Origin of the sequence: Undibacterium sp. Ji42W, assembly GCF_049340405.1 — a bacterium.
Classification (GTDB): domain Bacteria; phylum Pseudomonadota; class Gammaproteobacteria; order Burkholderiales; family Burkholderiaceae_D; genus Undibacterium.
In genome coordinates, this window is record NZ_JBMPOV010000001.1 from 625,987 (window position 1) to 648,518 (window position 22,532).

At 50.4% G+C, this 22,532-nt stretch carries 21 protein-coding genes; 8 read left to right on the plus strand and 13 right to left on the minus strand.

What is annotated here, in order from left to right; translation table 11 throughout:
• Positions 1 to 23: 23 nt before the first annotated feature.
• A complete protein-coding gene (locus tag ACO0LG_RS03050; protein WP_423023152.1) occupies positions 24 to 704 on the minus strand; it encodes a haloacid dehalogenase type II in 681 nt (226 codons plus the stop codon).
• A 165-nt stretch (positions 705 to 869) separates the two neighbouring features.
• Here ACO0LG_RS03050 and ACO0LG_RS03055 point away from each other — a divergent pair, with 165 nt between their 5' ends.
• A complete protein-coding gene (locus ACO0LG_RS03055) occupies positions 870 to 1,775 on the plus strand; it encodes a LysR family transcriptional regulator (protein WP_423023154.1) in 906 nt (301 codons plus the stop codon).
• A 63-nt stretch (positions 1,776 to 1,838) separates the two neighbouring features.
• Here the strand turns inward: ACO0LG_RS03055 and ACO0LG_RS03060 are convergent, their stop codons facing one another.
• From ACO0LG_RS03060 to ACO0LG_RS03075, 4 genes are all read right to left on the minus strand, one after another.
• On the minus strand, positions 1,839 to 3,551 hold the full coding sequence (locus ACO0LG_RS03060; RefSeq protein WP_423023156.1) for a methyl-accepting chemotaxis protein: 1,713 nt from the start codon (positions 3,549 to 3,551) through the stop codon (positions 1,839 to 1,841).
• A 232-nt stretch (positions 3,552 to 3,783) separates the two neighbouring features.
• The gene (locus ACO0LG_RS03065) at positions 3,784 to 3,987 is read right to left on the minus strand and encodes a cold-shock protein (RefSeq protein WP_007878889.1); all 204 of its coding nucleotides are present in this window, start codon (positions 3,985 to 3,987) and stop codon (positions 3,784 to 3,786) included.
• Positions 3,988 to 4,241: 254 nt separating this feature from the next.
• The gene (locus tag ACO0LG_RS03070) at positions 4,242 to 5,027 is read right to left on the minus strand and encodes an enoyl-CoA hydratase/isomerase family protein (RefSeq protein ID WP_423023158.1); all 786 of its coding nucleotides are present in this window, start codon (positions 5,025 to 5,027) and stop codon (positions 4,242 to 4,244) included.
• A 59-nt stretch (positions 5,028 to 5,086) separates the two neighbouring features.
• Positions 5,087 to 5,566: a thioesterase family protein gene (locus ACO0LG_RS03075; protein WP_423023160.1), complete on the minus strand. Its 480-nt coding sequence runs from the start codon at positions 5,564 to 5,566 to the stop codon at positions 5,087 to 5,089.
• A 167-nt stretch (positions 5,567 to 5,733) separates the two neighbouring features.
• Here ACO0LG_RS03075 and ACO0LG_RS03080 point away from each other — a divergent pair, with 167 nt between their 5' ends.
• The 4 genes from ACO0LG_RS03080 to ACO0LG_RS03095 all read left to right on the plus strand — a co-directional run bounded on the left by ACO0LG_RS03080 (position 5,734) and on the right by ACO0LG_RS03095 (position 10,664).
• Positions 5,734 to 6,936, plus strand: a complete 1,203-nt coding sequence (locus tag ACO0LG_RS03080; protein ID WP_423023162.1) for an acetyl-CoA C-acetyltransferase — start codon at positions 5,734 to 5,736, stop codon at positions 6,934 to 6,936.
• A gap of 21 nt (positions 6,937 to 6,957) precedes the next feature.
• Positions 6,958 to 9,090, plus strand: a complete 2,133-nt coding sequence (locus ACO0LG_RS03085; RefSeq protein ID WP_423023164.1) for a 3-hydroxyacyl-CoA dehydrogenase NAD-binding domain-containing protein — start codon at positions 6,958 to 6,960, stop codon at positions 9,088 to 9,090.
• 150 nt (positions 9,091 to 9,240) lie between these two features.
• Positions 9,241 to 9,669, plus strand: a complete 429-nt coding sequence (locus ACO0LG_RS03090) for a hypothetical protein (protein ID WP_423023166.1) — start codon at positions 9,241 to 9,243, stop codon at positions 9,667 to 9,669.
• Positions 9,666 to 10,664, plus strand: coding sequence for a CapA family protein (locus tag ACO0LG_RS03095; RefSeq protein WP_423023168.1), 999 nt, complete (start codon positions 9,666 to 9,668; stop codon positions 10,662 to 10,664). The genes ACO0LG_RS03090 and ACO0LG_RS03095 overlap by 4 nt, the downstream gene beginning before the upstream one ends.
• On the opposite strand, the gene ACO0LG_RS03100 is transcribed toward ACO0LG_RS03095, so the two are convergent.
• Positions 10,661 to 10,972, minus strand: a complete 312-nt coding sequence (locus ACO0LG_RS03100) for a 2Fe-2S iron-sulfur cluster-binding protein (protein WP_423023170.1) — start codon at positions 10,970 to 10,972, stop codon at positions 10,661 to 10,663. The genes ACO0LG_RS03095 and ACO0LG_RS03100 overlap by 4 nt on opposite strands.
• Positions 10,973 to 11,100: 128 nt before the next feature.
• Here ACO0LG_RS03100 and ACO0LG_RS03105 point away from each other — a divergent pair, with 128 nt between their 5' ends.
• On the plus strand, positions 11,101 to 11,439 hold the full coding sequence (locus ACO0LG_RS03105) for a hypothetical protein (protein WP_423023172.1): 339 nt from the start codon (positions 11,101 to 11,103) through the stop codon (positions 11,437 to 11,439).
• Between the two features lie 87 nt (positions 11,440 to 11,526).
• Here ACO0LG_RS03105 and ACO0LG_RS03110 read toward each other — a convergent pair whose 3' ends face one another.
• The 4 genes from ACO0LG_RS03110 to ACO0LG_RS03125 all read right to left on the minus strand — a co-directional run bounded on the left by ACO0LG_RS03110 (position 11,527) and on the right by ACO0LG_RS03125 (position 14,306).
• Positions 11,527 to 11,823, minus strand: a complete 297-nt coding sequence (locus ACO0LG_RS03110; protein WP_423023174.1) for an SCP2 sterol-binding domain-containing protein — start codon at positions 11,821 to 11,823, stop codon at positions 11,527 to 11,529.
• A 95-nt stretch (positions 11,824 to 11,918) separates the two neighbouring features.
• The gene (locus ACO0LG_RS03115; protein ID WP_423023176.1) at positions 11,919 to 12,572 is read right to left on the minus strand and encodes a class I SAM-dependent methyltransferase; all 654 of its coding nucleotides are present in this window, start codon (positions 12,570 to 12,572) and stop codon (positions 11,919 to 11,921) included.
• Positions 12,565 to 13,368 carry an HAD family hydrolase gene (locus ACO0LG_RS03120; RefSeq protein ID WP_423023178.1) on the minus strand — a complete coding sequence of 268 codons (804 nt, stop codon included), beginning with the start codon at positions 13,366 to 13,368 and terminating at the stop codon, positions 12,565 to 12,567. Before ACO0LG_RS03120 ends, ACO0LG_RS03115 begins: the two co-directional genes overlap by 8 nt.
• Positions 13,365 to 14,306: a CysB family HTH-type transcriptional regulator gene (locus ACO0LG_RS03125; protein ID WP_423023180.1), complete on the minus strand. Its 942-nt coding sequence runs from the start codon at positions 14,304 to 14,306 to the stop codon at positions 13,365 to 13,367. Before ACO0LG_RS03125 ends, ACO0LG_RS03120 begins: the two co-directional genes overlap by 4 nt.
• A 346-nt stretch (positions 14,307 to 14,652) precedes the next feature.
• Between ACO0LG_RS03125 and ACO0LG_RS03130 the strand changes: the two genes are divergently transcribed.
• Positions 14,653 to 16,848: a patatin-like phospholipase family protein gene (locus tag ACO0LG_RS03130; protein ID WP_423023182.1), complete on the plus strand. Its 2,196-nt coding sequence runs from the start codon at positions 14,653 to 14,655 to the stop codon at positions 16,846 to 16,848.
• Positions 16,849 to 16,853: 5 nt separating this feature from the next.
• Here ACO0LG_RS03130 and ACO0LG_RS03135 read toward each other — a convergent pair whose 3' ends face one another.
• Both ACO0LG_RS03135 and ACO0LG_RS03140 read right to left on the minus strand, forming a co-directional pair.
• Positions 16,854 to 18,020 carry an ABC transporter substrate-binding protein gene (locus tag ACO0LG_RS03135; RefSeq protein WP_423023184.1) on the minus strand — a complete coding sequence of 389 codons (1,167 nt, stop codon included), beginning with the start codon at positions 18,018 to 18,020 and terminating at the stop codon, positions 16,854 to 16,856.
• 63 nt (positions 18,021 to 18,083) lie between these two features.
• Positions 18,084 to 19,070 carry a fumarylacetoacetate hydrolase family protein gene (locus tag ACO0LG_RS03140; protein WP_423023186.1) on the minus strand — a complete coding sequence of 329 codons (987 nt, stop codon included), beginning with the start codon at positions 19,068 to 19,070 and terminating at the stop codon, positions 18,084 to 18,086.
• Positions 19,071 to 19,258: 188 nt separating this feature from the next.
• Between ACO0LG_RS03140 and ACO0LG_RS03145 the strand changes: the two genes are divergently transcribed.
• Positions 19,259 to 20,983, plus strand: coding sequence for a methyl-accepting chemotaxis protein (locus ACO0LG_RS03145; RefSeq protein ID WP_423023188.1), 1,725 nt, complete (start codon positions 19,259 to 19,261; stop codon positions 20,981 to 20,983).
• A gap of 87 nt (positions 20,984 to 21,070) precedes the next feature.
• On the opposite strand, the gene ACO0LG_RS03150 is transcribed toward ACO0LG_RS03145, so the two are convergent.
• On the minus strand, positions 21,071 to 22,186 hold the full coding sequence (locus ACO0LG_RS03150) for a hypothetical protein (protein WP_423023190.1): 1,116 nt from the start codon (positions 22,184 to 22,186) through the stop codon (positions 21,071 to 21,073).
• Positions 22,187 to 22,532 lie beyond the last annotated feature (346 nt).

Sequence of the window (22,532 nt, forward strand, 5' to 3'; positions counted from 1 at the left end):
CAGAAAAATGAATTAAAACGAAATCAGTTGCGGTGTTTTGCTATAAAAGAAATCAGGTCTTGCAGAGTACGCCCTTCGCCATGTGGCGTAACACCCAGTTGTTCCAGCGGTGCGTTTTGCCGGTTGACCCAGAAGGTCGTATAACCAAACCAGGTCGCGCAGCAGGCGTCCCAGCAATTACTGGATACAAACAAAATATTTTTTGCTGGCACACCATATACATCAGGTGCCATTTGATAAGCTTCAGGTGCAGTCTTGAATTTTTTGACGACCTCGACCGACAGCAAATGGCTGAATATGCCCTGCATGCCAGCTGCATCGACAGCTGACTGTAGCATGTGCAGGTTACCGTTCGATAAAATTGACATCTTCATGTCTTGTGCCTGCAGAGCTTGCAGGACAGGCAGGTTTTCAGGAAAAGCTTTCAGTTTCGCATATTGACCCATCAGGCTATTTTGCGCATCGAGCGTCAATTCCAGACCCAGCTTCTGGCAGCAAAATATCAGTGCATCCTGGGTTACCTCCCAGAATGGCTTATACATGCTGCACATGGTACGCAGGCGGGTGTATTCAATCTGCTTGTCACGCCAGAGTTCTGCCAATGCCCGTCCTTTGCCGGGAAACAGCTTGTCTGCCTGTTCGCTGATGGAGTACACATCGAACAGGGTGCCGTAGGCGTCAAAGGCGATGGCGGAAATAGTCATGGTTTTCTTTAAAGCCCAAACAAGGTGCTGGCAGAAGTGAATGTAAAAATTGAATACTAATTATCATGAAAGCAGTATATTCAATATAAAATACTATAATCATCGAATTTCATCACTACATCTTTTCATTTTAGTTGCAAATGAAAGATTAAAAGCCAAGCTGCCATGGACCAATTCAAACAAATTTCTACCTTTGCTGAAGTGGCAACACGCGGCAGCCTGTCGGCAGCAGCCCGTGCTGAAGGCGTAGCTCCCGCCATGATAGGCCGCCGTCTTGATGCATTGGAAGAACGCCTGGGCGTGAAGCTTTTGCAACGTACTACCCGCAAGCTGGCATTGACCAATGAGGGTGAAGCTTTCCTCGAAGATTGCCAGCGTATATTGGCTGATCTGCAAGATGCAGAAGGCGCAGTATCTGAACGGAGTGCCCGTGCCAGCGGCACGCTGACCATTTCAGCTCCGGCAGGTTTTGGCCGCCAGCATGTCGCACCGCTGATGCCTTCGTTTTTGAGTGAACACCGCGATGTGAAACTGACGCTGAGCCTGAATGACCGCGTTGTGGACTTGATCGGGGAAGGTATCGACGTCGCAATACGCATCGCCGCCTTGACAGACTCCAATCTCATCGGCGTCAAGCTGGCAGATAATAAACGTGTGGTAGTCGCCTCGCCCGCCTACATCAAACGCCATGGCACACCGCAAACCCTGGATGAGCTCAGCAAGCATAACTGTCTCGCTTTCAGTGCCGATGGCAGTCAACGCGGCTGGACATTTCGCCAGAACGGCAAGAACGTCACGCTGAAGGTAGAAGGCAACATGGTCTGCAATGATGGCGAGGTCTTGCATGACTGGGCACTGTCAGGCAAGGGCCTGGCCTGGCGGTCCATGTGGGAAGTGGGTGCCGAGATTGAATCCGGCAAGTTGATGACGGTGCTGGATGAATTCAATGCACCGGGCAATGATATCTATGCGATCTTTGCCCAGCGCCGTCACCTGCCCTTGCGCATACGTGCCTTCATCGATTTTTTGCGTCATGCGTACAGCAGGCCAAATTACTGGAAAAAATCCTGAGCAGGATTTTTCTGAATTCCGCATCAACACAGTCATCTGATGCGGAGACATTACCAGACCTTTTTAAAATTCCTCCCAATCATCCTGTGCAGCTGACGGTGCTGGTTTTCCCGTCTTTCTGGCTGCAGTTGCTGCTGCAGGTAGCGATTTGACTGTTGCGCGTTTGGCGAGAGGATTTTCCCTGATCACGGCTTTTGCAGGTGATGCTGTAGCGGCTTTTGTAGCGCCATCATTGGCATCAATCTTGAAAATACTGACGGCATGATTGAGATTATTGGCTTGATCACGCATGCTTGCCGCTGCTGCGGCAGCCTGTTCAACGAGGGCAGCATTTTGTTGTGTCGCCTCATCCATCTTGCTGATCGCCAGGCTCACCTGGTTGATACCGTCTCTTTGCTCGGCACTGGCAGAAGTGATTTCTGCCATGATGTCAGCCACGCTTTTGATCGATACAACAATTTCATCCATGGTCTTGCCTGCATCATCGACCAGGCGAGAGCCTACTTCGACCTTGTCAACAGAGCTGCTGATGAGTTCCTTGATTTCTTTTGCGGCATTGGCTGAGCGCTGTGCAAGGTTACGCACTTCAGTTGCCACCACAGCAAAGCCCCTGCCCTGCTCACCTGCTCGTGCTGCCTCAACTGCGGCATTCAATGCCAGGATATTGGTCTGGAAGGCGATGCCGTCAATGACACCAATGATATCGACAATCTTTTTAGAACTTTCCTTGATAGAGGACATGGTATGCACCACGTCGCCAACTACCTGCCCCCCTTTGCTGGCAACTTCAGATGCATTCGATGCCAGAGTGTTGGCCTGACGCGCATTGTCTGCATTTTGCTGCACGGTTGACGTCAACTCTTCCATGGATGAAGCGGTTTCTTCGAGGCTGGCTGCCTGCTGCTCGGTGCGGCTGGACAAATCCATATTGCCAGTCGCAATTTCTTCTGACGACACCGCGATAGAGCCGCTTGATTGCCGCACCATGGTGACAGTTTGCATCAAGCTTTGGCGCATATTTTCCAGTGCAGAAACCAGTTGCCCCATTTCATCGCGGGATGTTGGCTTCAGTTGCTGAGTAAGGTCACCATTGCCTATGGATTCAAACTGATCAATTGCCAACTTCAGGGGACGGGAAATGGCTGCCAGCAAATAATAAGCCGAGATAAATACCGCAATCAGGCCGCCGATCACACCCAGAATATCAACCCACAGGAAGGTGGTAAAAGCACTTTCACTTTCCTTAAGCGAACTGGCTGCACCAGTAAATTGATATTCACTGAGCTTGGCCATTTTGTCAGAGTAAGCTGTAAACGCAGGAGGTACCAGCTTCATATTGATGTTGTCTGCCTTTTCCTTATTACCTGCCTTGATCGCATTGAACATCGGCATATGAGCAGTTTTGATGTAATTATCACGTAAGGCGCTTACTTCATCAGACAACTTTTTTTCTTCTACGTCTTGCGGCAAAGCCAAGTATTTTTTCCAGTAAACTTCAGACTGGTTAAAAAAATCCTCTGACCGCTTGAGGGTCTCAGCTGTATCCGGAAATTCAGGGTGGGCAATAGCCCTGTCCACTGCCGTACGGGCACGCAACATAAAAACACGGGATTGCCCCATCGCTTCTACCGAGGGCAATTGATTTGAAAAAATTTCCTTGATAACGGCATTGCTGTTCCTGACGCCGTATATGCCCATCAATCCACCAATGACCAGCATGATTGCCATGAAAGCCATTGCACCTATCAGTCTTAACCTGATTGTCAGATTGAACATCTTCACTTCCCCTTTTTAACGTTCCGATTTGGAACCAGAATACAAAAATTCTTGGCAAGAGTATTGATCCGAGACAAAACAATGCTTCTATCGCAAATTAAGTATAAATAAGTTTGCAACTATTGGGGAGAGAAAATTTTGTGCTAATGCAAAAAAAATCCCCGATAAATCGGGGATTTTTCAGAGCAGATCTGGTGCAATACCAGACATCAGCAGACTAACAAATCAGCAATTAGATTGCTTGGATGTTAGAAGCTTGCTTGCCTTTAGGGCCTGTCGTTACTTCGAAAGAAACGCGTTGGTTTTCTTTCAAAGATTTGAAGCCGTTAGATTGGATAGCGGAGAAATGAGCAAACAGATCTTCACCGCCTTCATCTGGAGTGATGAAGCCGAAACCTTTTGAATCATTGAACCATTTAACAATACCTGTTGCCATTACAATTTCCTATTTCAGTTAATGTGGGCATATGCCCGATAGATCGTTTCAACCAAGTAAGAAATGACAGACTGATACTGCACTACCACTTTGAATCTCAACGACTGAACGATTATACGCAGAATTTCAGGGAAAAGTAAAATAAAACACTACACTCTCGATTTATCCTGCGGTTTTAGAGGAAAAACCGGTTTTTAGACACAAACTCTGTCACAAAACTGTCATATACCCCCGTAATTGCCAAAAAATCGCGCTTAGTTAAGCTTGCAGCCAAAATGGGCGCTACGCTTGTCCAGGAAGGCGGACACACCTTCGGCAAAGTCCGATGTCATGGTGACTGAAGCAAAAGCCTCGATTTCATCATTGACCTGCTGCTCCAGTGAGGTCGCATCAGACTGGTAAACCAGGCGCTTCATCCTGGCATAGCTTTCTTGCGGGCCACGCAACAGCCGCATTGCCAGCTTTTCTGTGACGTCTTTCAATTGTTCGGGCGGTACAACCAGGTTGATCAGACCAAAAGCCCGGGCTTCGTCAGCATCAAAGTTTTCTGAAAACAATAACCACTCCAATGCCTTGCGGTTACCAACGAGGCGCGGCAGGAACCAGGTATTGCCCACATCCGGGCTGGCGCCTATCTTGGCATAAGCCATATTAAAGCGGGTACCCTTGGCGGCAACCACCAGGTCAGCAGCATTCATCGTACCCATGCTGCCACCAGCGACCGCGCCATGGACAGAGGCAATAACAATCGCAGGTAATTTATGCAGGCGCAATATTGCCTGGTTCAGCTCGGCACCAATTTCACGTATAGCTTCAGGGGATGCTGGGTCACCGGGCTTGAAGCTGGCGATATCCCCACCCGCGCCAAACACTTTGCCCTCTGCACGGATAATGACGACGCGTATGCTGCGGTCTTCTGCCAGCAACTCTGTTAACTGGTTCAGGGCACGTATCTCTGCTGCACCCATGACATTCATGCAGTCGGGATTATCAAAAATGATGGTGGCCAGTCCATTGGCTTTTTCCAGACGTATGCTCATGCTGTTCCCCCTTGTTGTAGTTTGTATCTACATCCTAGTACAAGCGGGCAGAAAGGCAATCAGGCGCGGCCATGCAACATGAAGGCGGCGGCTCCTGTCGCAATTCTGTCACCCTTCTCGTTACGCAAGTCCATCAAGACATTGGCGACACGCTTGCCCAGCCTGGTGACTTCGGCACCAGCAATAAAATGTTTGCCGCGCCCTGGTTGCAGATAGTCGATGCGCAAGTCTATGGTGCTCATCTTGCCAAACTCCTTGATCTGCGACATGACATCGTCCTGTGGGTTGTGTTGCGCCATTTTTAGCAGGATGGCGAATCCCGCTACGCTATCAAGCACAGACGCGATGACGCCACCATGTAGCATGCCCTGGGCAAAATTGCCAAGCAATTCGTCACGCATGCCTATCGACAGGCGTGGAGCATCCGGGTCAAAACTGTCGAGCTTCATACCCAGCAATTGGCAGAAGGGGATTTTTTCCTCAATCACTATTTTAAGCATGCTCTGAAACTCTGGATTATTAATAATGTTTTGTGTCATTGCCTTTTTCCTACTATCCTGTGAGTAAAATGGTAACAAAGTAATTAATCAAGCATTTGCTTTATTAATTGTATCATCATACACTTGCGCCAAAAATTGACTCACTTGCTACCTCACTTAATGCCTCGGTTCAACACCCCAGGATCCAACCAGACAGGAGAACACATATGACTGAAGCCTATCTTTTTGATGCGCCACGCACACCGCGTGGCAAAGGCAAGAAAGATGGTTCGCTGCATAGCGTCAAGCCCATCTCTTTATTGTCTGGCCTGATGCAGGATATGCAGCAACGCCTGTCGCTGGACACAGCACTGATTGATGATGTCGTGCTGGGTTGCGTTACCCCCATAGGCGACCAGGGGGCAGACATCGCCAAGACGGCGGCCCTGGCAGCCGGCTGGGACTGGCAGGTCGCAGGCATGCAACTGAATCGCTTTTGCGCATCTGGCCTCGAAGCAGTCAACCTGGCTGCACAAAAAGTGCGCTCGGGCTGGGAGGATCTGGTGGTAGCAGGTGGTGTTGAATCAATGTCACGCGTGGTCATGGGATCAGATGGTGGCGCCTGGGCAGCCGACCCGCAAACCAGTATGCAGACTGATTTTTTACCGCAAGGCATAGGCGCAGACCTGATTGCCACACTGGAAGGTTTCAGCCGTGAAGATGTCGATGCCTTTGCCCTGCGCTCGCAAGAAAAAGCCACCGCAGCACGGGCGGCGGGCCGTTTCAAATCCCTGCGCCCTGTGCGCGATATGAATGGCCTGGTGATACTGGCTGACGATGAATTCATCAAACCACAATCCAGCATGGCAGCGCTGGCTTCGCTCAAGGCTTCATTTGAGATGCCGGGCAAGATGGGTTTTGACAGTGTCGCGATACGCAAGTATCCCCACATTGAGCGTATCAACCATGTGCATACTGCTGGCAACTCGTCCGGCATTGTCGATGGTGCAGCGTTGGCACTGGTAGGCAGCGCCGCCATGGGCATACGCCTGGGCCTGAACCCTCGTGCCCGTATTGTAGCGTCTGCGGTGACAGGAACTGATCCCACCATCATGCTGACCGGCCCTGGCCCTGCGGCGCTGAAAGCCTTGAACAAGGCAGGTCTGAGTATAGAAGACATAGACCTGTTTGAAGTCAATGAAGCATTTTCTGCGGTCGTTATGAAGTTCATGAAAGACCTCAAGGTGCCGGAAGAAAAAGTCAATGTGAATGGCGGCTCGATTGCGCTGGGTCACCCACTCGGGGCCACAGGCTGCATGCTGCTTGGCAACCTGATCGACGAGCTGGAAGCGCGCCAGTTAAAGCGCGGCCTTATCACCCTGTGTGTGGGTGGTGGCATGGGTATCGCCACCATCATAGAGCGCGTATAGAAAATTGGGGAAACAGACATCATGATCAATTACAGTAAAGACCAACATCAGATAGTCATCCTCAGCATGGACATGCCGGGCTTGTCGGTGAATACCATGAATGCGGCATTCCGTGCGGCCCTGGCATCTGCGGTCAATAGACTGGAAGAAGAAAAAGAGCAACTCAGCGGCGTCGTCCTGACGTCTGGTAAAGAAAGTTTTTTTGCCGGTGGCGATTTGCGGGAACTTGTCAACATTGAAGATGCAAAAACCTGCCTGGAAATGGTAGAGAAAAACAAGGCTGTGCTGCGCAGGCTGGAAAAACTCGGAAAACCAGTCGTTGCTGCCATCAATGGTAGTGCTCTTGGTGGTGGGCTGGAATTGGCGCTGGCCTGCCATTACCGCGTCGCCCTCGATCACCCCAAAGCCAAAATCGGTTTTCCCGAAGTGTCACTGGGTTTGTTGCCAGGTGCAGGTGGCGTGGTGCGTACGGTGCGCCTGCTGGGCCTGCAGGAAGCCATGCCTTATCTGGTTGAAAGCAGGCAGCTTGCTCCCGCAGCAGCCGTCAAGGCTGGCTTGGTGCACGCGCTTGCCAGCAGCCATGACGACATGCTGCAACAAGCCCGCGCCTGGATACTGGCCCATCCTCAAGCACAACAAGCCTGGGATGATGCAAACTATAAATTGCCGGGCGGCATACCCAACTCTGCGAAATTGCAGTCCATGATCATGGTAGCTCCTGCCATGCTGCGCGAAAGAACCCGTGGTAATTATCCTGCGCCAGAAGCCGTACTGGCAGCCATGGTAGAAGGTGCGCAAGTCGATTTTGATAATGCCCTCAAAATAGAGGGCCGCTATTTCACGCATCTGGCAACAAGCCAGGTGGCCAAGAATATGATCGGCACCCTGTTTTTTCAGATGCAGGAAGTCAGCGCTGGCAAAAGCAGACCACGGGATATCCCGAAATCAAAAATCAGCAAGCTGGGTGTGATCGGTGCTGGCATGATGGGCGCTGGCATCGCATCGGTGAGTGCGGCGCGCGGCATTGTCACTGTGATGAAAGAGCAGTCACTGGAAAAAGCCGTGCAGGGCAAAGCCAATATTGCCAATAGCCTGCACAAAAAAATCGAACAGGGACGACTGTCCGCAGAAAAAGCGGCTGGCCAGTTGACACTGATACTGCCTTCAGCCACTGCCAGCGATTTTGAGGGATGCGACCTTATCATCGAAGCCGTGTTTGAAAACCGTGAACTCAAAGCCAGCGTCAGCAGCGAGGCGGAAAGCATGCTGGCTGTGGATGGCGTCATGGCCAGCAATACCTCTACCCTGCCGATCAGCGGTCTGGCAAAAGCAGTCAAGAATCCAGAACGCTTCATAGGCATACACTTCTTTTCGCCTGTCGATAAAATGCAGCTGGTGGAAATCATCAAGGGCAAACAAACCAGTGAGGCGACACTGGCACGCGCTTATGACTATGTACTGCAGATAGGCAAGACACCCATCGTCGTCAATGACTCGCGCGGCTTTTTCACCAGCCGTGTGTTTGCCAGTTTTGTTAACGAGGGCTTGAGCATGCTGGGAGAGGGCTTGCCAGCAGCACTCATAGAAAATGCTGCGCTCTCAGTTGGCATGCCGGTTGGCCCGCTGGCAGTGCAGGATGAGGTATCACTGAGTCTGTCACGCCATGTCACGGCGCAAACCAGGGCCGACCTGGAAGCCGAAGGCAAGAGCTGGCAAGCATCTGCATCTGCTGCGATCATCAATACCATGCTTGATCAGCATCAACGTGCAGGCAAAGCAGCGGGTGCGGGCTTTTATGAATATCCCTCAGATGGCAGCAAGAAATATCTGTGGCCGGAATTGACTAACTTGTTTGGCAAGGCTGGCCACAGCCTGCCTTACGCCGATTTGCAAGACAGGTTTTTGTACATACAGGCGATAGAAACCCTGCGCTGCCTGGATGAAGGTGTACTGGAATCGACGCGCGATGCCAATATAGGTTCGATTTTTGGTATAGGCTTCCCGGCCTGGACTGGCGGTGCGGTGCAATTTGTCAATCATGTCGGCACGGCACGCTTTGCTGAGCGTGCAGCAGAATTGCAGGCCAGCTATGGAGAGCGTTTTACCTTACCAACAAGTTACCAGGCATTTGCTGCCGACAGCAAGCAATATTGAGAGCGTATATCGCCGTAGCAGCGCGAAGAAGGATTGCTGCTACGGCATATAAAAAACACAAAAACATTCTTCCCTGGCCCTGTAAATCCTGTGATAATCAGCGCTCGACTAATTAAGGGCGGTAAAGCTATGTGGTCAGTTGAAAGATGCTTGAGAAGTACAGAGATAAAGAAAAGCTACACCAGGTTTTTTGTATTCAGCAGTCTTTTACTGGTAGGCAGCCAATTGCCATGTGCTGCCAAACCATTACTACGTTGCTATGTCAGTTATGCTGGCAGTGAACAAATAGTAGAAAGCCAGATCGTGCAAGACCCTTATGATGTGAAGACCACCGATGTAGGTGAGCGCTTTACATTCAAGGCTGTCATGGTTGGCAAGGCACAGCAGATAGACTATATCAAACTTTACACCTATTTCCAAACCCGCCGCAGCGATGTCCCTGTCCATCAGGCGACTTACCGCCCACCCTTTAAAGTCACCACGATGGAAAGTCCGCTGACGCCACAAAATTCTGTGTATGCCGGTGATATGGAACGTGAGTTGCAATACCGTTGCACACTGCAAGAGGTGCAAAAGTGAAAACCTTCAAACAAACTCTGGGCCATTGCTTGGCCGCCTTTGCCCTATCTATGGCAGCTACGGGTACAGCCCTGGCGCAAGACAACAGCGTCAGCATACTGTTTGCTGGTGATGTTGTTTTGGATGGCAAACCGGGCAAGATGATCGCTGAGGGTAAAGACCCATTTTTTGCCTTTGCCACCTTATTCAAGAACGCTGACATACGTGTCATCAATCTGGAATGTGTCGTCGCTACGACTGGCGAAGCGGCCGACAAGAATTTTACCTTCCGCGCTCATCCCCGCACATTAGCCACACTGAAGCAGCATGTGGATGCAGTGTCGATTGCCAATAATCATTCCGGTGATTTTGGTCGCGCAGCCTTCCAGGAAATGCTGGGCTTGCTAGATCAACAGCAAATCAAACGCTTTGGCGGCGGCAATAATTTGCGCGAAGCGCATACACCGCTGATCATAGAAAAGAAAGGCTTGCGCATTGCCCTGCTAGCCTATAACGAGTTCATGCCACGCAGCTTCGAAGCGGAAGCACAAGCTGCTGGGGTCGCGTGGAGTGAAGATGAACAGGTAGTACTGGATATACGTAACGCTCGTCAACAATATCATGCCGACCTGGTGATACCCTTCATGCACTGGGGTTGGGAAAATGACGAACTCGCCGTCAACAGGCAGCGTCAGTTAGCCAGAGTGATGATAGATGCGGGTGCCGATGCAGTCATAGGTGGCCATCCCCATGTGATACAGGATATTGAACACTACAAAGGTAAGCCCATTATTTACAGCCTGGGTAATTTTGTCATGGATGAGCTCGACAATGAACCGCAAACCCGTGGCTGGGTCGTACGCCTGCAACTGGATAAACAAGGGGTCAGGGCCTGGGATACCCGTTTGGCGAAAATAGATAAAGATGGCGTGCCCCACCCCGTGCCTGGAGCCAGCACCGCTTGCTGGAACCGCAATGATGAGCAACTGAGGCAATGCAGTAATGCGACCGATTAATTTTCCTCGCTAAATAGGTTGACCGCCGCGGGAACATCCAGCACCACGTCCGAACAAGCTTGGGCGACGCAGGGCAATATCCAGCCATCCTGTTTTTCTTCCAGACTCAGGCCAGGCCATTCTATCTGATAGCTAATTTCTCCTGACAGCATCTGGCACATGCAAGTGCGGCAGGTACCATTACGGCACGAGTTGGGGATGCGCATGCCTTCCAGCAGGGCGGCTTCCAGCAAGCTGAGTGCATCGACTGTGTCACATGTCCAGCCCTGAGGTTGGAGGGTCAAAGTCCATATCTGATCGGCTACCATTTAACTACCATTTCGCGCTTAGTCATTTTTTCTCGCTATCAAGCTTGCCTTCGTGCCTTAATTTTACTAGATTGAAAGCCTGCCCCCTGTTGATTCAATAGTGGCAGAGGTCTTTTCAGGAGCTAAACATGATGACAGCTAGTGCACATCTAATTTCCCAACAGCAAGATATTTATTCAGAAAGGCGTAATGTCCGCGCACCCGATTTTATTCTGATGCAGCTTGATCCCCGCGATGTCATAGAAGGAGTAATGCTAGAAGAAGGTTTTCAATCCGAAGATGCACCCTCGGCAGGCCATATGCGTGAGCATTGCCCCCATTGCAGCGGTGTACAACTACAACTGATACTTCGCTATAAATTCGTCAGGCGCTCTCACCTGTTTTGCAGCAGTTGCACGCGCTGCTATGATGCCCTGTACCCGGATGGTACTTCTGCGCTGGCATTGAGTGCTATGTCGCTGGTTTAAGATAAATAAGCAAGATTAAAATGAAAACGGCATTTCCTCGCCATCGCTAAAGGAAATGCCGCTTTTAAAAGCGAGTTTGGACCAGGCTTACACCACAGTCTGCAGGCGCATGGCAACGCTCATGTCACCAGTAACCTTGAGTTTGCCCATCATGAAACCGTTCATGGGATTCAATTGACCAGTCAGCAAGGCTGCCAGGTTTTCCAGGGAAATCGTGATCGTACAGCCAGCTTCCTTGTTTTCATTGCTGACTGTATTTGGTGTCACCAATGCATCAACGAATACCACGCCTTCATCACCGCAATCAAATTTCAGGGTAGCGTTCAAACCACTATCGTCACCAACCTTAGCGCGTATCGCTTCTGTGCAAGCTTGCAGATCCATGAATTACTCCAGAAAAAATGTAAACGACTTGCAATGTATCATGGCAGGCTTTCGAGGGACAATACTAGAAGAGTATGGAACTTAATTCCCTATGCTTACTTTAATATGCAAGTCAGCATCCAGTAATAAGTATTCCTGAAAATACGGATGTCACGCACGGCAGGACCAAATTTTTTGCGCAGTGCACTATCGGTAGGAAAGTTCTTGAGTATCTCTACCCTGCTGCCATCTTCCTGCTTGCGCAACTGGAAGGTATTGCCTTCAAGATCAGTGCGGGCAATGACTGTGCTGCTGCCTTCGACATAATTATTGTCGATCAACACCAGTGTCGTGCCTTTACCGGTCACTTTGCTCAGATGACCCAACAGGCTGGTTTGATCATCACGCATGACATGCGACCAGAAAAAACCGGCAAAGCAAGTCGAGTACTGGCCTTCAGTCGCTGCTGGCAGGTCGTGCAAATCAGCCAGACTAAATTGAACTTTGCCTTCAGGATAAGTCTTTGCCTGCGCTACGTCCAGCATGGGCTGGCAATAGTCAGTTGCGACGACGCTCGTTGCCACAGGCGCAAAACGCTCAGTCCAATAAGCTGTGCCGCAGGCCACTTCCAGCACACGCTGATCTTTCAATACATCCAGCACTTTACCCTGGATTTCACGCAAGTCTTGCTGGCGCTCCGGCTTTTGGTAAACCTTTTCCAGGGTCTGGGCACGTTGCGCGTAGTATTCGCGCATTTTGTTTTCACTCATTTTTATCTTTCAACAGAAAATCCACCAGCTCTACAAATCCCTCGCCGTATTCGGCATGACAGATATAGGCCGGGTGGGCCTCAAACCTGTCCAGGTATTTGCGTATGTTTGCTACCCCAACTGAAAGCGGATAATGGGCAAACATGCTGGCATCATTGGCAGAATCACCAATAAATATATAAGTCTTTTTTGCAACTTCATCGTTGACGCCAAATACTTCATGCAGCACCCGTTCGCTCATGCTTTGCTTGCTGAAGGGCGCAACCGAGGCATGGGCATGGATGCTGCTGGTAGTCGCATGAAAACCATGTTCACGTATCAGGGCCACGACTTCACTCAATTGCGTCAGCGATATCGCAGGAATATTTTCAGCAATATCAAATGCCAGATCACCTAGGCGTTGTGCAGCATCCGCAGCGGGCAATACGTCCGGGAAATGTTGGCGCATGGTGTCAGCAAAGTCCAGCAGGCGCTGTCTGTGTTGCTGACGGGTTTGTGCATCGGCATAATACATCGACTGTTGCCTGCCATCCGCATCCAGCCAGAAAGCACTGGCGCCATTCTCAGCAATGACTGCATCAAAATCACAAAGTCTCAATAAAGGCAAAGTCCAGTAAGTGGGCCGCCCTGTCACGGCTATACGACGCAAACCTGCATTTTTTGCGCGTTCAAGCGCAGCCAGCGCAGCTACCGTCAGCTTGCCATGGCTGCTGAAGGTGTCATCAATATCCGTCAGTATACCGCGCACCTGCCTGCGTTGTTCGGCAGGCAAACTACTCAGTGCCTGCATGCTCATAAATCGTAGGTATCCTTGTTACCCTGCATGGCATTGTCTATCATTTTACGGTTAAGGGCAGGATTCAACAATTCTATAAAGGTATAAATATAACTGCGCAAATAGGCCCCTTGCTTGATCGCTACGCGAGAAACATTCATGCCAAACAATTGGCCTACAGGGATGGCACGCAAATTCTTGTCCCGTTCGGCATCAAAGGCCATACCAGCAATGATACCAACACCCATGCCCAGTTCGACGTAGGTCTTGATGACGTCTGCATCAATGGCTTCCAGCAGGATATCGGGCTTCAGGCTGCGTATCTGGAAGGCGTGGTCTATCTTGCTGCGTCCGGCAAAGGCGGCATCATAGGTGATCAAGGAGTAATTGGCAATTTCTTCCAGGCTGATGTTCTTTAATTTCAGCAAGGGATGATCCACCGGTACCACGACCACATGTTCCCATTGATAACATGGTAGGGATATCAAGCCATCAAAGCCGGCAATGGCTTCAGTTGCTATCGCAATATCTGCCTGGTCACGCATGACCATCTCGGCAATTTGCTTGGGATTACCCTGCAATAAAGACAATCTTACCTTGGGGTATTTTTGCATGAAGGCCTGCACCACCTTGGGCAAAGCATAGCGTGCCTGGGTGTGGGTAGTCGCAATGGTAAAGCTGCCACTGTCCTGTGCCGCAAACTCTTTGCCTATGCGTTTCAGTCCGTCAATTTCTTGCATGATGAGTTCAACAGACTTCAACACTGCCCTGCCCGGCTCAGTCAGACCGCGTATACGCTTGCCGTGACGGGTGAAAATATCGACGCCCAACTCCTCTTCTAACTCAATAATTGCCTTGGAAACACCGGGTTGCGATGTAAATAGGGCCTTGGCAGCCTCAGTCAGATTAAAATTCTGTCTTACAGCTTCGCGTACAAAACGCAATTGATGTAGGTTCATGGGTAATTTTTTTGTAAAGGCGAGGATAATCTCGTAGAACCTATCTACGATCTTACTGCGCGAGTGTGATCGGGGCTCATGCGCCGCTCAAAATGCTGATGTACTAGAGTACATTCCGCTTTTTGCGCTGCGTTTTTGTTACCCTGCCCCCGCTGACACTCCCTCGCTAAGGATCGTAAACACGTTCTTATGCAATTAGACCTAGGTTCGCATCGTTTTATATGCATGCGCTAGTATATAGACCCTGAGCCAAGAATTCCATGTTTCCACCAATTACAACATGCACAAATCATTATTAGTCACAGTTTTGAGCCTTTTCGTTTATTTAACGACAGCATCTCTTGCCTTGGCAGAAAGTATTACTGTACCGGGGCCAGAACTTAAAAGGCCGAAAATTTGCCTGGCCCTGTCTGGCGGCGGTGCGCGTGGCTTTGCCCATGTTGGTGTTCTGAAGGTACTGGAAGAATTGCACGTCCCCATAGATTGCATCGCCGGCACCAGCATGGGGGCAGTGGTCGGCGGCTTGTATGCGGCGGGGTTTTCTGCCAGCGAAATTGAAAAGCGACTGGATGCCTTGAAACTCAATGACATTGCTCTCGACAGGGTAGAAAGACGCTATCTTCCGCAAAGCATCAGGGAAGAAGATGAGCAATATCCTCTTGGTGCCACCCTGGGCCTGAGCGCCAATGGCGTGCGTCTGCCCGCAGGCGTGGTACAGGCCAGCCAGTTCCTTGAAATTTTGCAGAACTGGACTGCTCACCTGCAACCCGACATCGATTTTGACCGCCTGCCCATCCCTTTCCGCACCGTCGCGACCGATATGGAAACCGGCAAGATGGTGCTTTTTACCAAAGGCCCTTTACATAAAGCCATACGCGCCAGCATGGCTGCACCTGGCGTGTTTGCGCCGGTAGAAATAGATGGCAAATTATTGTCCGATGGCGGCCTGGTCAGGAATCTACCTGTCGATATCGCCAGACAAATGGGTGCAGATATAGTCATCGCGGTTAACATAGGTACACCGCTGATGCCACGCGACCAGTTGCTCACCCTGTTCAATGTCAGCCAGCAGATGGTGAATATTCTGACTGAGCAAAATGTGGAGGCACAAAAAGCCCTGCTGGGTTCAAACGACATTTTGATAGAACCCGGCCTGGGCAATATTACTTTCATGGATTTCGCCAGATCCAAGGAAGCGGTGAAGATAGGTGAAAAAGCCACGCATGAAATGGATGCCCGCTTGCTGGCCCTGGGCCTGCCGCCAGATATGTACACCGTCAGGCATGAGATACGCCTGAACCCGCAATTGCCGCCTATCAAAATCCAGTTTATCGATATCAGCACTAATGGTGCCGTGCCTGAGAGTGATATACGTCGTCAGTTGAATATCAGCCTGGGTACAGAATACAGGGCGGAAGAAATCAACCGCAAGCTGGCCACATTGAATAACGCCCGCGAGTTTGACAGCGTCAACCATGAACTGGTAGAGCGAGATGGTGAATACGGTATAAGGGTAAATGCCCATGGCCGCAATTGGGGCCCGCATTTCCTGCGTTTTGGCCTCGCTCTATCTAGCGGTTTTGAAGGCGCTGGCGGCTTCAAGCTGCAAGTCGGGCACCGTCGCCCCTGGTTGACCGATGGTGGACTGGAATGGCGCAATGATCTGGAATTTGGTAACAGTATCAAATATCACACCGAATTGCGCCAGCCCCTGTTTGAGCGGGAAGGCATGTATCTCGCACCATTTGCAGAAATCGGCCAGAACACCCGCAACCTGTATAGCGGCAATACCCGTATTGCCGAATACAATTTCCGTAGCGATAAACTGGGGCTGGATCTGGGTTTTCGCATAGGGGAACAAAGCACACTGGGTGAGGCCAAGCTAGGCCTGAATTTCAATCACTACCGTGTGCGCCCAAAGATAGGTGGCTTCCTGCTATTGAATGAAGATGGCAGCACGAAAGTCGAATCCCTGCCAAGTGCAGACTTGCAACAGTTTGGCCTGAAGACGGCAGTCGTCTTCGACCAGCTCAGCGATGCCAGCTTCCCACGCTACGGCTACAAAATAGATGCCAGCGCCTTTCTTGGTACAAGTGATACCCGGAAAAATTTCCAGGAAGTGGCAATCAAGACGACCTGGGCCAATAGCATAGAAAACCACAGCATCAATCTGAAACTGAATGCGGCAGGCCTGTTCCAGAAAGGCACTGATGTACGCGGTATAGGCTATACCCTCGGCGGCTTCCAGCAATTATCCGCGTACCAGCCTGACCAGTTCACAGGCGACTTCATGGTCTATGGCAGCATAACTTATTTGCTGCGGGCGGTGAAGTTTGATCTGGCAGGACAAAGCTTGTTCCTCGGCACTTCGCTGGAAGCAGGCAGTGTCTGGAACAGAGGAGAAGATATGTCATTCAAATCATTGCGCAAAAGCGCTAGCCTGTTTGCCGGTTTTAACAGTTTTATCGGCCCGATTTATCTGGGTTTTGCAGTGGGGCAAAGTGGCGCAAAAAATGTTTTCTTCCAATTGGGCAGGCAATAAGTTTTTTAGCCGCCGTAGGCATACACAAATTTACCGCTCTGTATCTTACCCATGACGCGTGAACGCTGATCCAGGCCTACATGGTCACTGGCATTCATGTTGATAACACCTTGAGGTACGATCAGTTCCCTGGTGTTTTCCAGCGCAGTGCGCAAGGCTTGCCTGAAAGCCTTGCTGCCAGGCTGGCTGGTTTTCAAGGCAACAGGAATCGCATTCGCAAGCAACATATAAGCTCCCCACGCGTCGCCAGCGAATTGCGTTGTCGTGCCTGGGCCATAAGCAGCTTCATACTTGCGCACAAAATCGGTAGATACTTTTTTGACTGCGTGCTTTTCCGGCAATTGCAATGCCACCACTGCTGGCCCGGTAGGGAATAGAGTGCCTTCCACATCCTTACCGCCAAGCTTTAAAAATTCCTGGCTGGCGATACCATGGGTCTGGTAAATCTGCGCCTTATAACCACGTTCTATCAGCGTTTTTTGCGGCAAGACTGCAGGTGTACCAGAACCGGCGATCAATACCGCATCAGGCTTTGCCGACATCATTTTCAAGACCTGCCCCGTGACGCTGGTATCGGTGCGGGCAAAACGTTCATTGGCAACGATCTTGATATGACGCAGTTCTGCCAGCTTGGAAAACTCACGCCACCAGCCTTCGCCATACGCATCAGCAAAACCGATGAAGGCTACCGTCTTCACGCCATGATCAGCCATGTGTTGCGTCAGTATAGTGGTCATGTGGGTATCATTCTGCGGCATCTTGAAAACCCAGGCACGCCTGGCATCCATGGGTTCGACGATGCTTGCAGATGCTGCCAGGGTGATCATGGGGGTTTCGTTTTCTGCCACCGTTTCCAGCATCGCCAGCGCACTCGGTGTGGTGTTCGGCCCGACGATGACATCGACCTTTTCTTCGGCGATCAGTTTGCGCGCATTCTTGACAGCATTACCGGGGTCGCTGGCATCATCAAGCAGGATGTACTCGATTTTTTTTCCTGCAATTTCTTTGGGCCACAGCATGATGGCATTTTTGGATGAGACACCGATGGCCGCTGCTGGGCCCGTGGTAGATAAATTGATACCTACCCTGATCTGTGCCTGCACCATGACACTACTCAAGCTCAAAGCGATGGCAACGGCACCACGCAGGGAATAAGAAAAGATCAGGGGCATGCGGTAACTCCAAAAAGGTAAACAATGAAAACAGGTAGCAAAAGCAGGCGACAAAAAGAGTATTTAAAGATGTGACTCAACTACGCTTTGATCAATCGCACCAAAAATGGATTTACCGTTTTTATCCAGCATTTCTATCTTGATACTGTCCCCAAATTTCATATACGGTGTGACTGGTTCACCTAGGGCTATCATCTCCAGCGCGCGTTTTTCGGCTATGCAGCTATAACCCTTGCTGGCATCCTTGTTCGATACCGTGCCGGAACCAATGATGGTACCCGCCTTGGCATTTCTGGTTTTGCACAGATGCGTGATCAGTTGCGGGAAAGAGAACACCATATCCACACCGGCATTGGGCTGGCCTACCAGCATGCCGTTCATGCTGGAGCGCAAAGCGAGGTTGACCTTGCCGTCTTTCCAGGCTTCACCCAACTCGTCTGGCGTCACCGCGACTGGTGAGAAACTTGATGCTGGCTTGGACTGGAAGAAGCCAAATCCTTTTGCCAGTTCTGCCGGGATCAGATTGCGCAGTGACACATCATTCACCAGCATGAGCAGGAGTACATGGTCGCGTGCATGCTGTACCTTGACGCCCATGGGTACATCGCCAGTCACAATGGCGACTTCACTTTCAAAGTCTATGCCCCATTCTTCCGACGTCATGACGATGTCATCACAGGGGCCGATGAAATCATCGCTGCCGCCCTGATACATCAGGGGATCATGCCAGAAGCTATCTGGCATCTCGGCGCTCCTGGCCTTGCGTACCAGCTCTACGTGATTGACATAGGATGAGCCATCCGCCCATTGAAATGCGCGCGGCAGAGGTGCCATGCAGTTTTTTGCTTCAAACTCAAAACTATAGGCTGCCCTGCCAGAATTCAGGCGGTGATACAGCTCTTCGAGTTGGGGCTGGATAAAATTCCAGTCATCCAGGGCACGTTGCAAGGTCGGGGCGATGCCGTCAGCAATGGCTGCTGTCTTCAAGTCGCGGGAAACAACCAGTAATTGCCCATCCCGGGAACCATCCTTCAGTGTTGCAAGCTTCATAATTCCTCTGTTTTGATCAAGTATTCTACGATTTTACCCGAAGGGTTTGATGAAATTGTCAGGAAACTGACATGCGCAACGACTAATGACCAATTTACTTAGCAGAACAGCGCAATTTTAGGTATGCTAAAACCTGAAACTGCCGTTGCCTGTCTCCCTCAAAACTGATCTGCACAGGAATAAATACCATGAACTTCAGTAATTTAAAAATCAGGGTACGTCTCAGCTTTGGCTTCGGCCTGACCTTGTTGACCATGCTGCTCATGGTTGTCATCAGCGTTGTGAGGCTCAATGAGATCGCGGACCGGAACAGGGAAATACTCGAAGATGATGCGGTCGGCGTCATCAGCGCACTGGAAATATCTGCACTGATACAGGAAAACGGTAGCCGTACACTGGAGTTGTTCATTACACCAGACCAGAAAGCCCGCACGGCGCAGTATGCATCTATTGATGCAAACAAGAAAAAAATCAATGCCCTGCTTGAGATTTCCAAGAAGCTGGCGATACCTCAGAAGGAAAAAGACGCTGTAGAAAAACTCATCGCATCCAATGCCGCATTCGTCGCGGCGTTCAGCAAGACTGGCGACCTCATAGAGCTGGATCAAAAGGATGAAGCCACCGCCATGATGGGGAAATCCACCTTCCCTGCGCTGAAACAATCCCTGATTGACATAGAGAATCTGAGCGCCATACAAAGAAATGATATGGAAACCAATGGTGAGGCGATCAAAAGCATCATCATGTTTTCACGTAACCTCATGATAGTACTCGGCATTATTGCCTTCATCATCAGTGCTGTCATTGCCACCTGGATTTCACGCTCGATTACCATTCCACTGGATGAAGCCGTCCAGGTCGCCACCAAGGTCGCCAATGGCGATCTGACCGGCCGCATAGAAGTACGTTCAAAGGATGAAACCGGCCAGTTGCTGAGTGCACTGGCAGATATGAATAACAGCCTGGTCATGACCATCAGCCAGGTACACAACAGCACGGAGATGATTTCTGCCGCGTCAAGCGAAATTGCCTCTGGTAATGCCGACCTCTCCAGCAGAACTGAGTCGCAGGCAAGCTCGCTGGAAGAAACTGCTTCTTCCATGGAGGAACTGACGTCCACCGTCAAGCAAAATGCCGACAATGCCCGCCAGGCGAATCAACTGGCTATCTCGGCTACAGCGGTTGCCACCAAGGGTGGCAATATCGTTGGCCAGGTTGTCAATACCATGGGCTCCATCAAGGACAGCTCAGGCAAGATAGTCGATATCATCGGCGTCATTGACGGCATTGCCTTTCAGACCAATATCCTGGCGCTGAATGCCGCGGTGGAAGCTGCCCGTGCTGGCGAACAGGGCCGGGGGTTTGCCGTGGTAGCTGCCGAAGTCAGAAACCTGGCGCAACGCAGTGCCAGCGCCGCCAAGGAAATCAAGACTCTGATCGATGACTCTGTAGAAAAAGTTAATCTCGGCAATAAACTAGTCGATGAAGCTGGCCTGACCATGGATGAAATTGTCACTTCCATCAAGCATGTGGCAGACATCATGAGTGAGATCACTGCTGCCAGCCAGGAGCAGAGTGCAGGTATAGAACAAGTCAATCTCGCCATTACCCAGATGGATGAAATGACACAACAAAACTCTGCCCTGGTCGAACAGGCTGCAGCAGCTGCCGAGAGCATGCAAGAGCAGGCTGGGGCACTGGCCCAGGCTGTCAGCGTCTTCAAACTTGATGCGGTCGCGAAAAAAACACCTGCCCCTGCAGCGAGCAAGGCGGTCAATAAAGCACCGCGTGCAGCAACGACCACTTTAAAAATCAGCAAGGCACCGGCAAAGGCCGCAGAGAAACCGGCGATGAAAACATCCCGCATGGAAAAGCCGACCGCTGCAACAAATGATGACTGGGAAGAATTTTAAGTAGTGACAGCCAAAGCGCATACAAAAACAGCTTCGCACAAGGAGCTGTTTTTGTATGCGCAAACTCAGGGAAGCCCGCCAGGAAAACTACACCGTCAAATCCACTTGCTGCAAACTATGTGCCTTACCGTCTTCACTTAACCATATGCCGGAAGAACGTAACTGTCCGTCGGAATGGTTTTGTGCATTCTTCAAATCAAACTCAGTGCTGGCATTGCCGAGATACAAAGCTCCAACATTCGCCTGTTTCAAGGTTTGCAACTGATCATGACCGGCACCATCCTTGGTCCATACTTTCAGTTTCTGGTAAATCGCATCGTTTTCATCTATCCAATGGTTGCCATCGCTGTCATAGGCTGCCAGTTCAGAAAAGCCATTCCCCGTGCCCGGACCAAACAATTCACTGCCATTGTTGATCTTGCCATCATTGTTTTTATCCAGTGCCAGAAAACCAGCGCCCTGAACGAAAGAGATATTCTCTTTCTTGCCATCGGCATCCAGATCAAAAGCAAATTTCTGTGATGTCAATTGGGCGGAATGACCTGAGAAATTAACAACCAGCGGATCCACTTTTTTGGCGTCACCCTGGCGCACACTGCTGCTACTTTCTTCATGATAGCTACGGCTTAATTCAAAGGACAGATCAAAGCTGACTTCCTTATTATCCGCAGTCACTATTTTTCCGGTCGAGTGGAAAGAAGTCTGTTCAGTCTCGGTATAGGATTGACGCGTGTCTATTTCCAAGCCCCAGCCTTTCTGCGCTGGCTGGGGATTTTGAGGTGCGGCTCCTGCGGCGGACGCGGCTGGTGTACTGCCTTCAACGGCAGGAGTAGCATCAGTTGATTGTATATCCGCGCTGCTGAGTGAGTTGATTTTCCTGCCTGTCATCAATTCTATGATGTACTTGATCAGGCGTATGCGCGGATCGTTTTCGGCTTCATCAGTTGCCTGTTGCACCGCATCAGTGGGTGCAGCAGAATTTGCCGCCACGCCTGTCACTTGAGCAGCTTGTGCTGCCCAGGCAGCATCAGAGATTTGCACATTGCTGGAGGCATTCTTCAGGTTTGCCGGGCCATCCTTGTTCCTGCCTTCAAAATCCGGGCGCTGATCACCTATCCAGGCACGCAGTTTTTCCTGCGTCTCCAGTGTCGAGGTAGCCAGATGTTGTGAAGACAGGGTAATGTCCGATGAGACTATTTTCATGATGCGCTCCAGCCTTAAATAGCTAAAAACCAGCTAAAAACAAACGGCAGCTAATAACCACCAAAAAACTGGAATTCATACCGACAGAATATGCGCACTTCTCATGCAGCAGCCACCCTCGCAGCCCGCAAGGGAGCACGACCACGCAAGCCTGTTCGCCCGATATCAATTCCATCTGCACGCATTTCGGAATTGCTGAACCATTAAATGGAATATGCGTGATCTTCAGGTTTAACGGTCAAAGTTTAAAAAGCTTTATGCAAAAAAAATAGATAAGTCGATTTTTAACAGGAAAAAATTCGGTTAATAAGAACTTCGGGGGAACTGCCACTTGCTCATCAGAGTC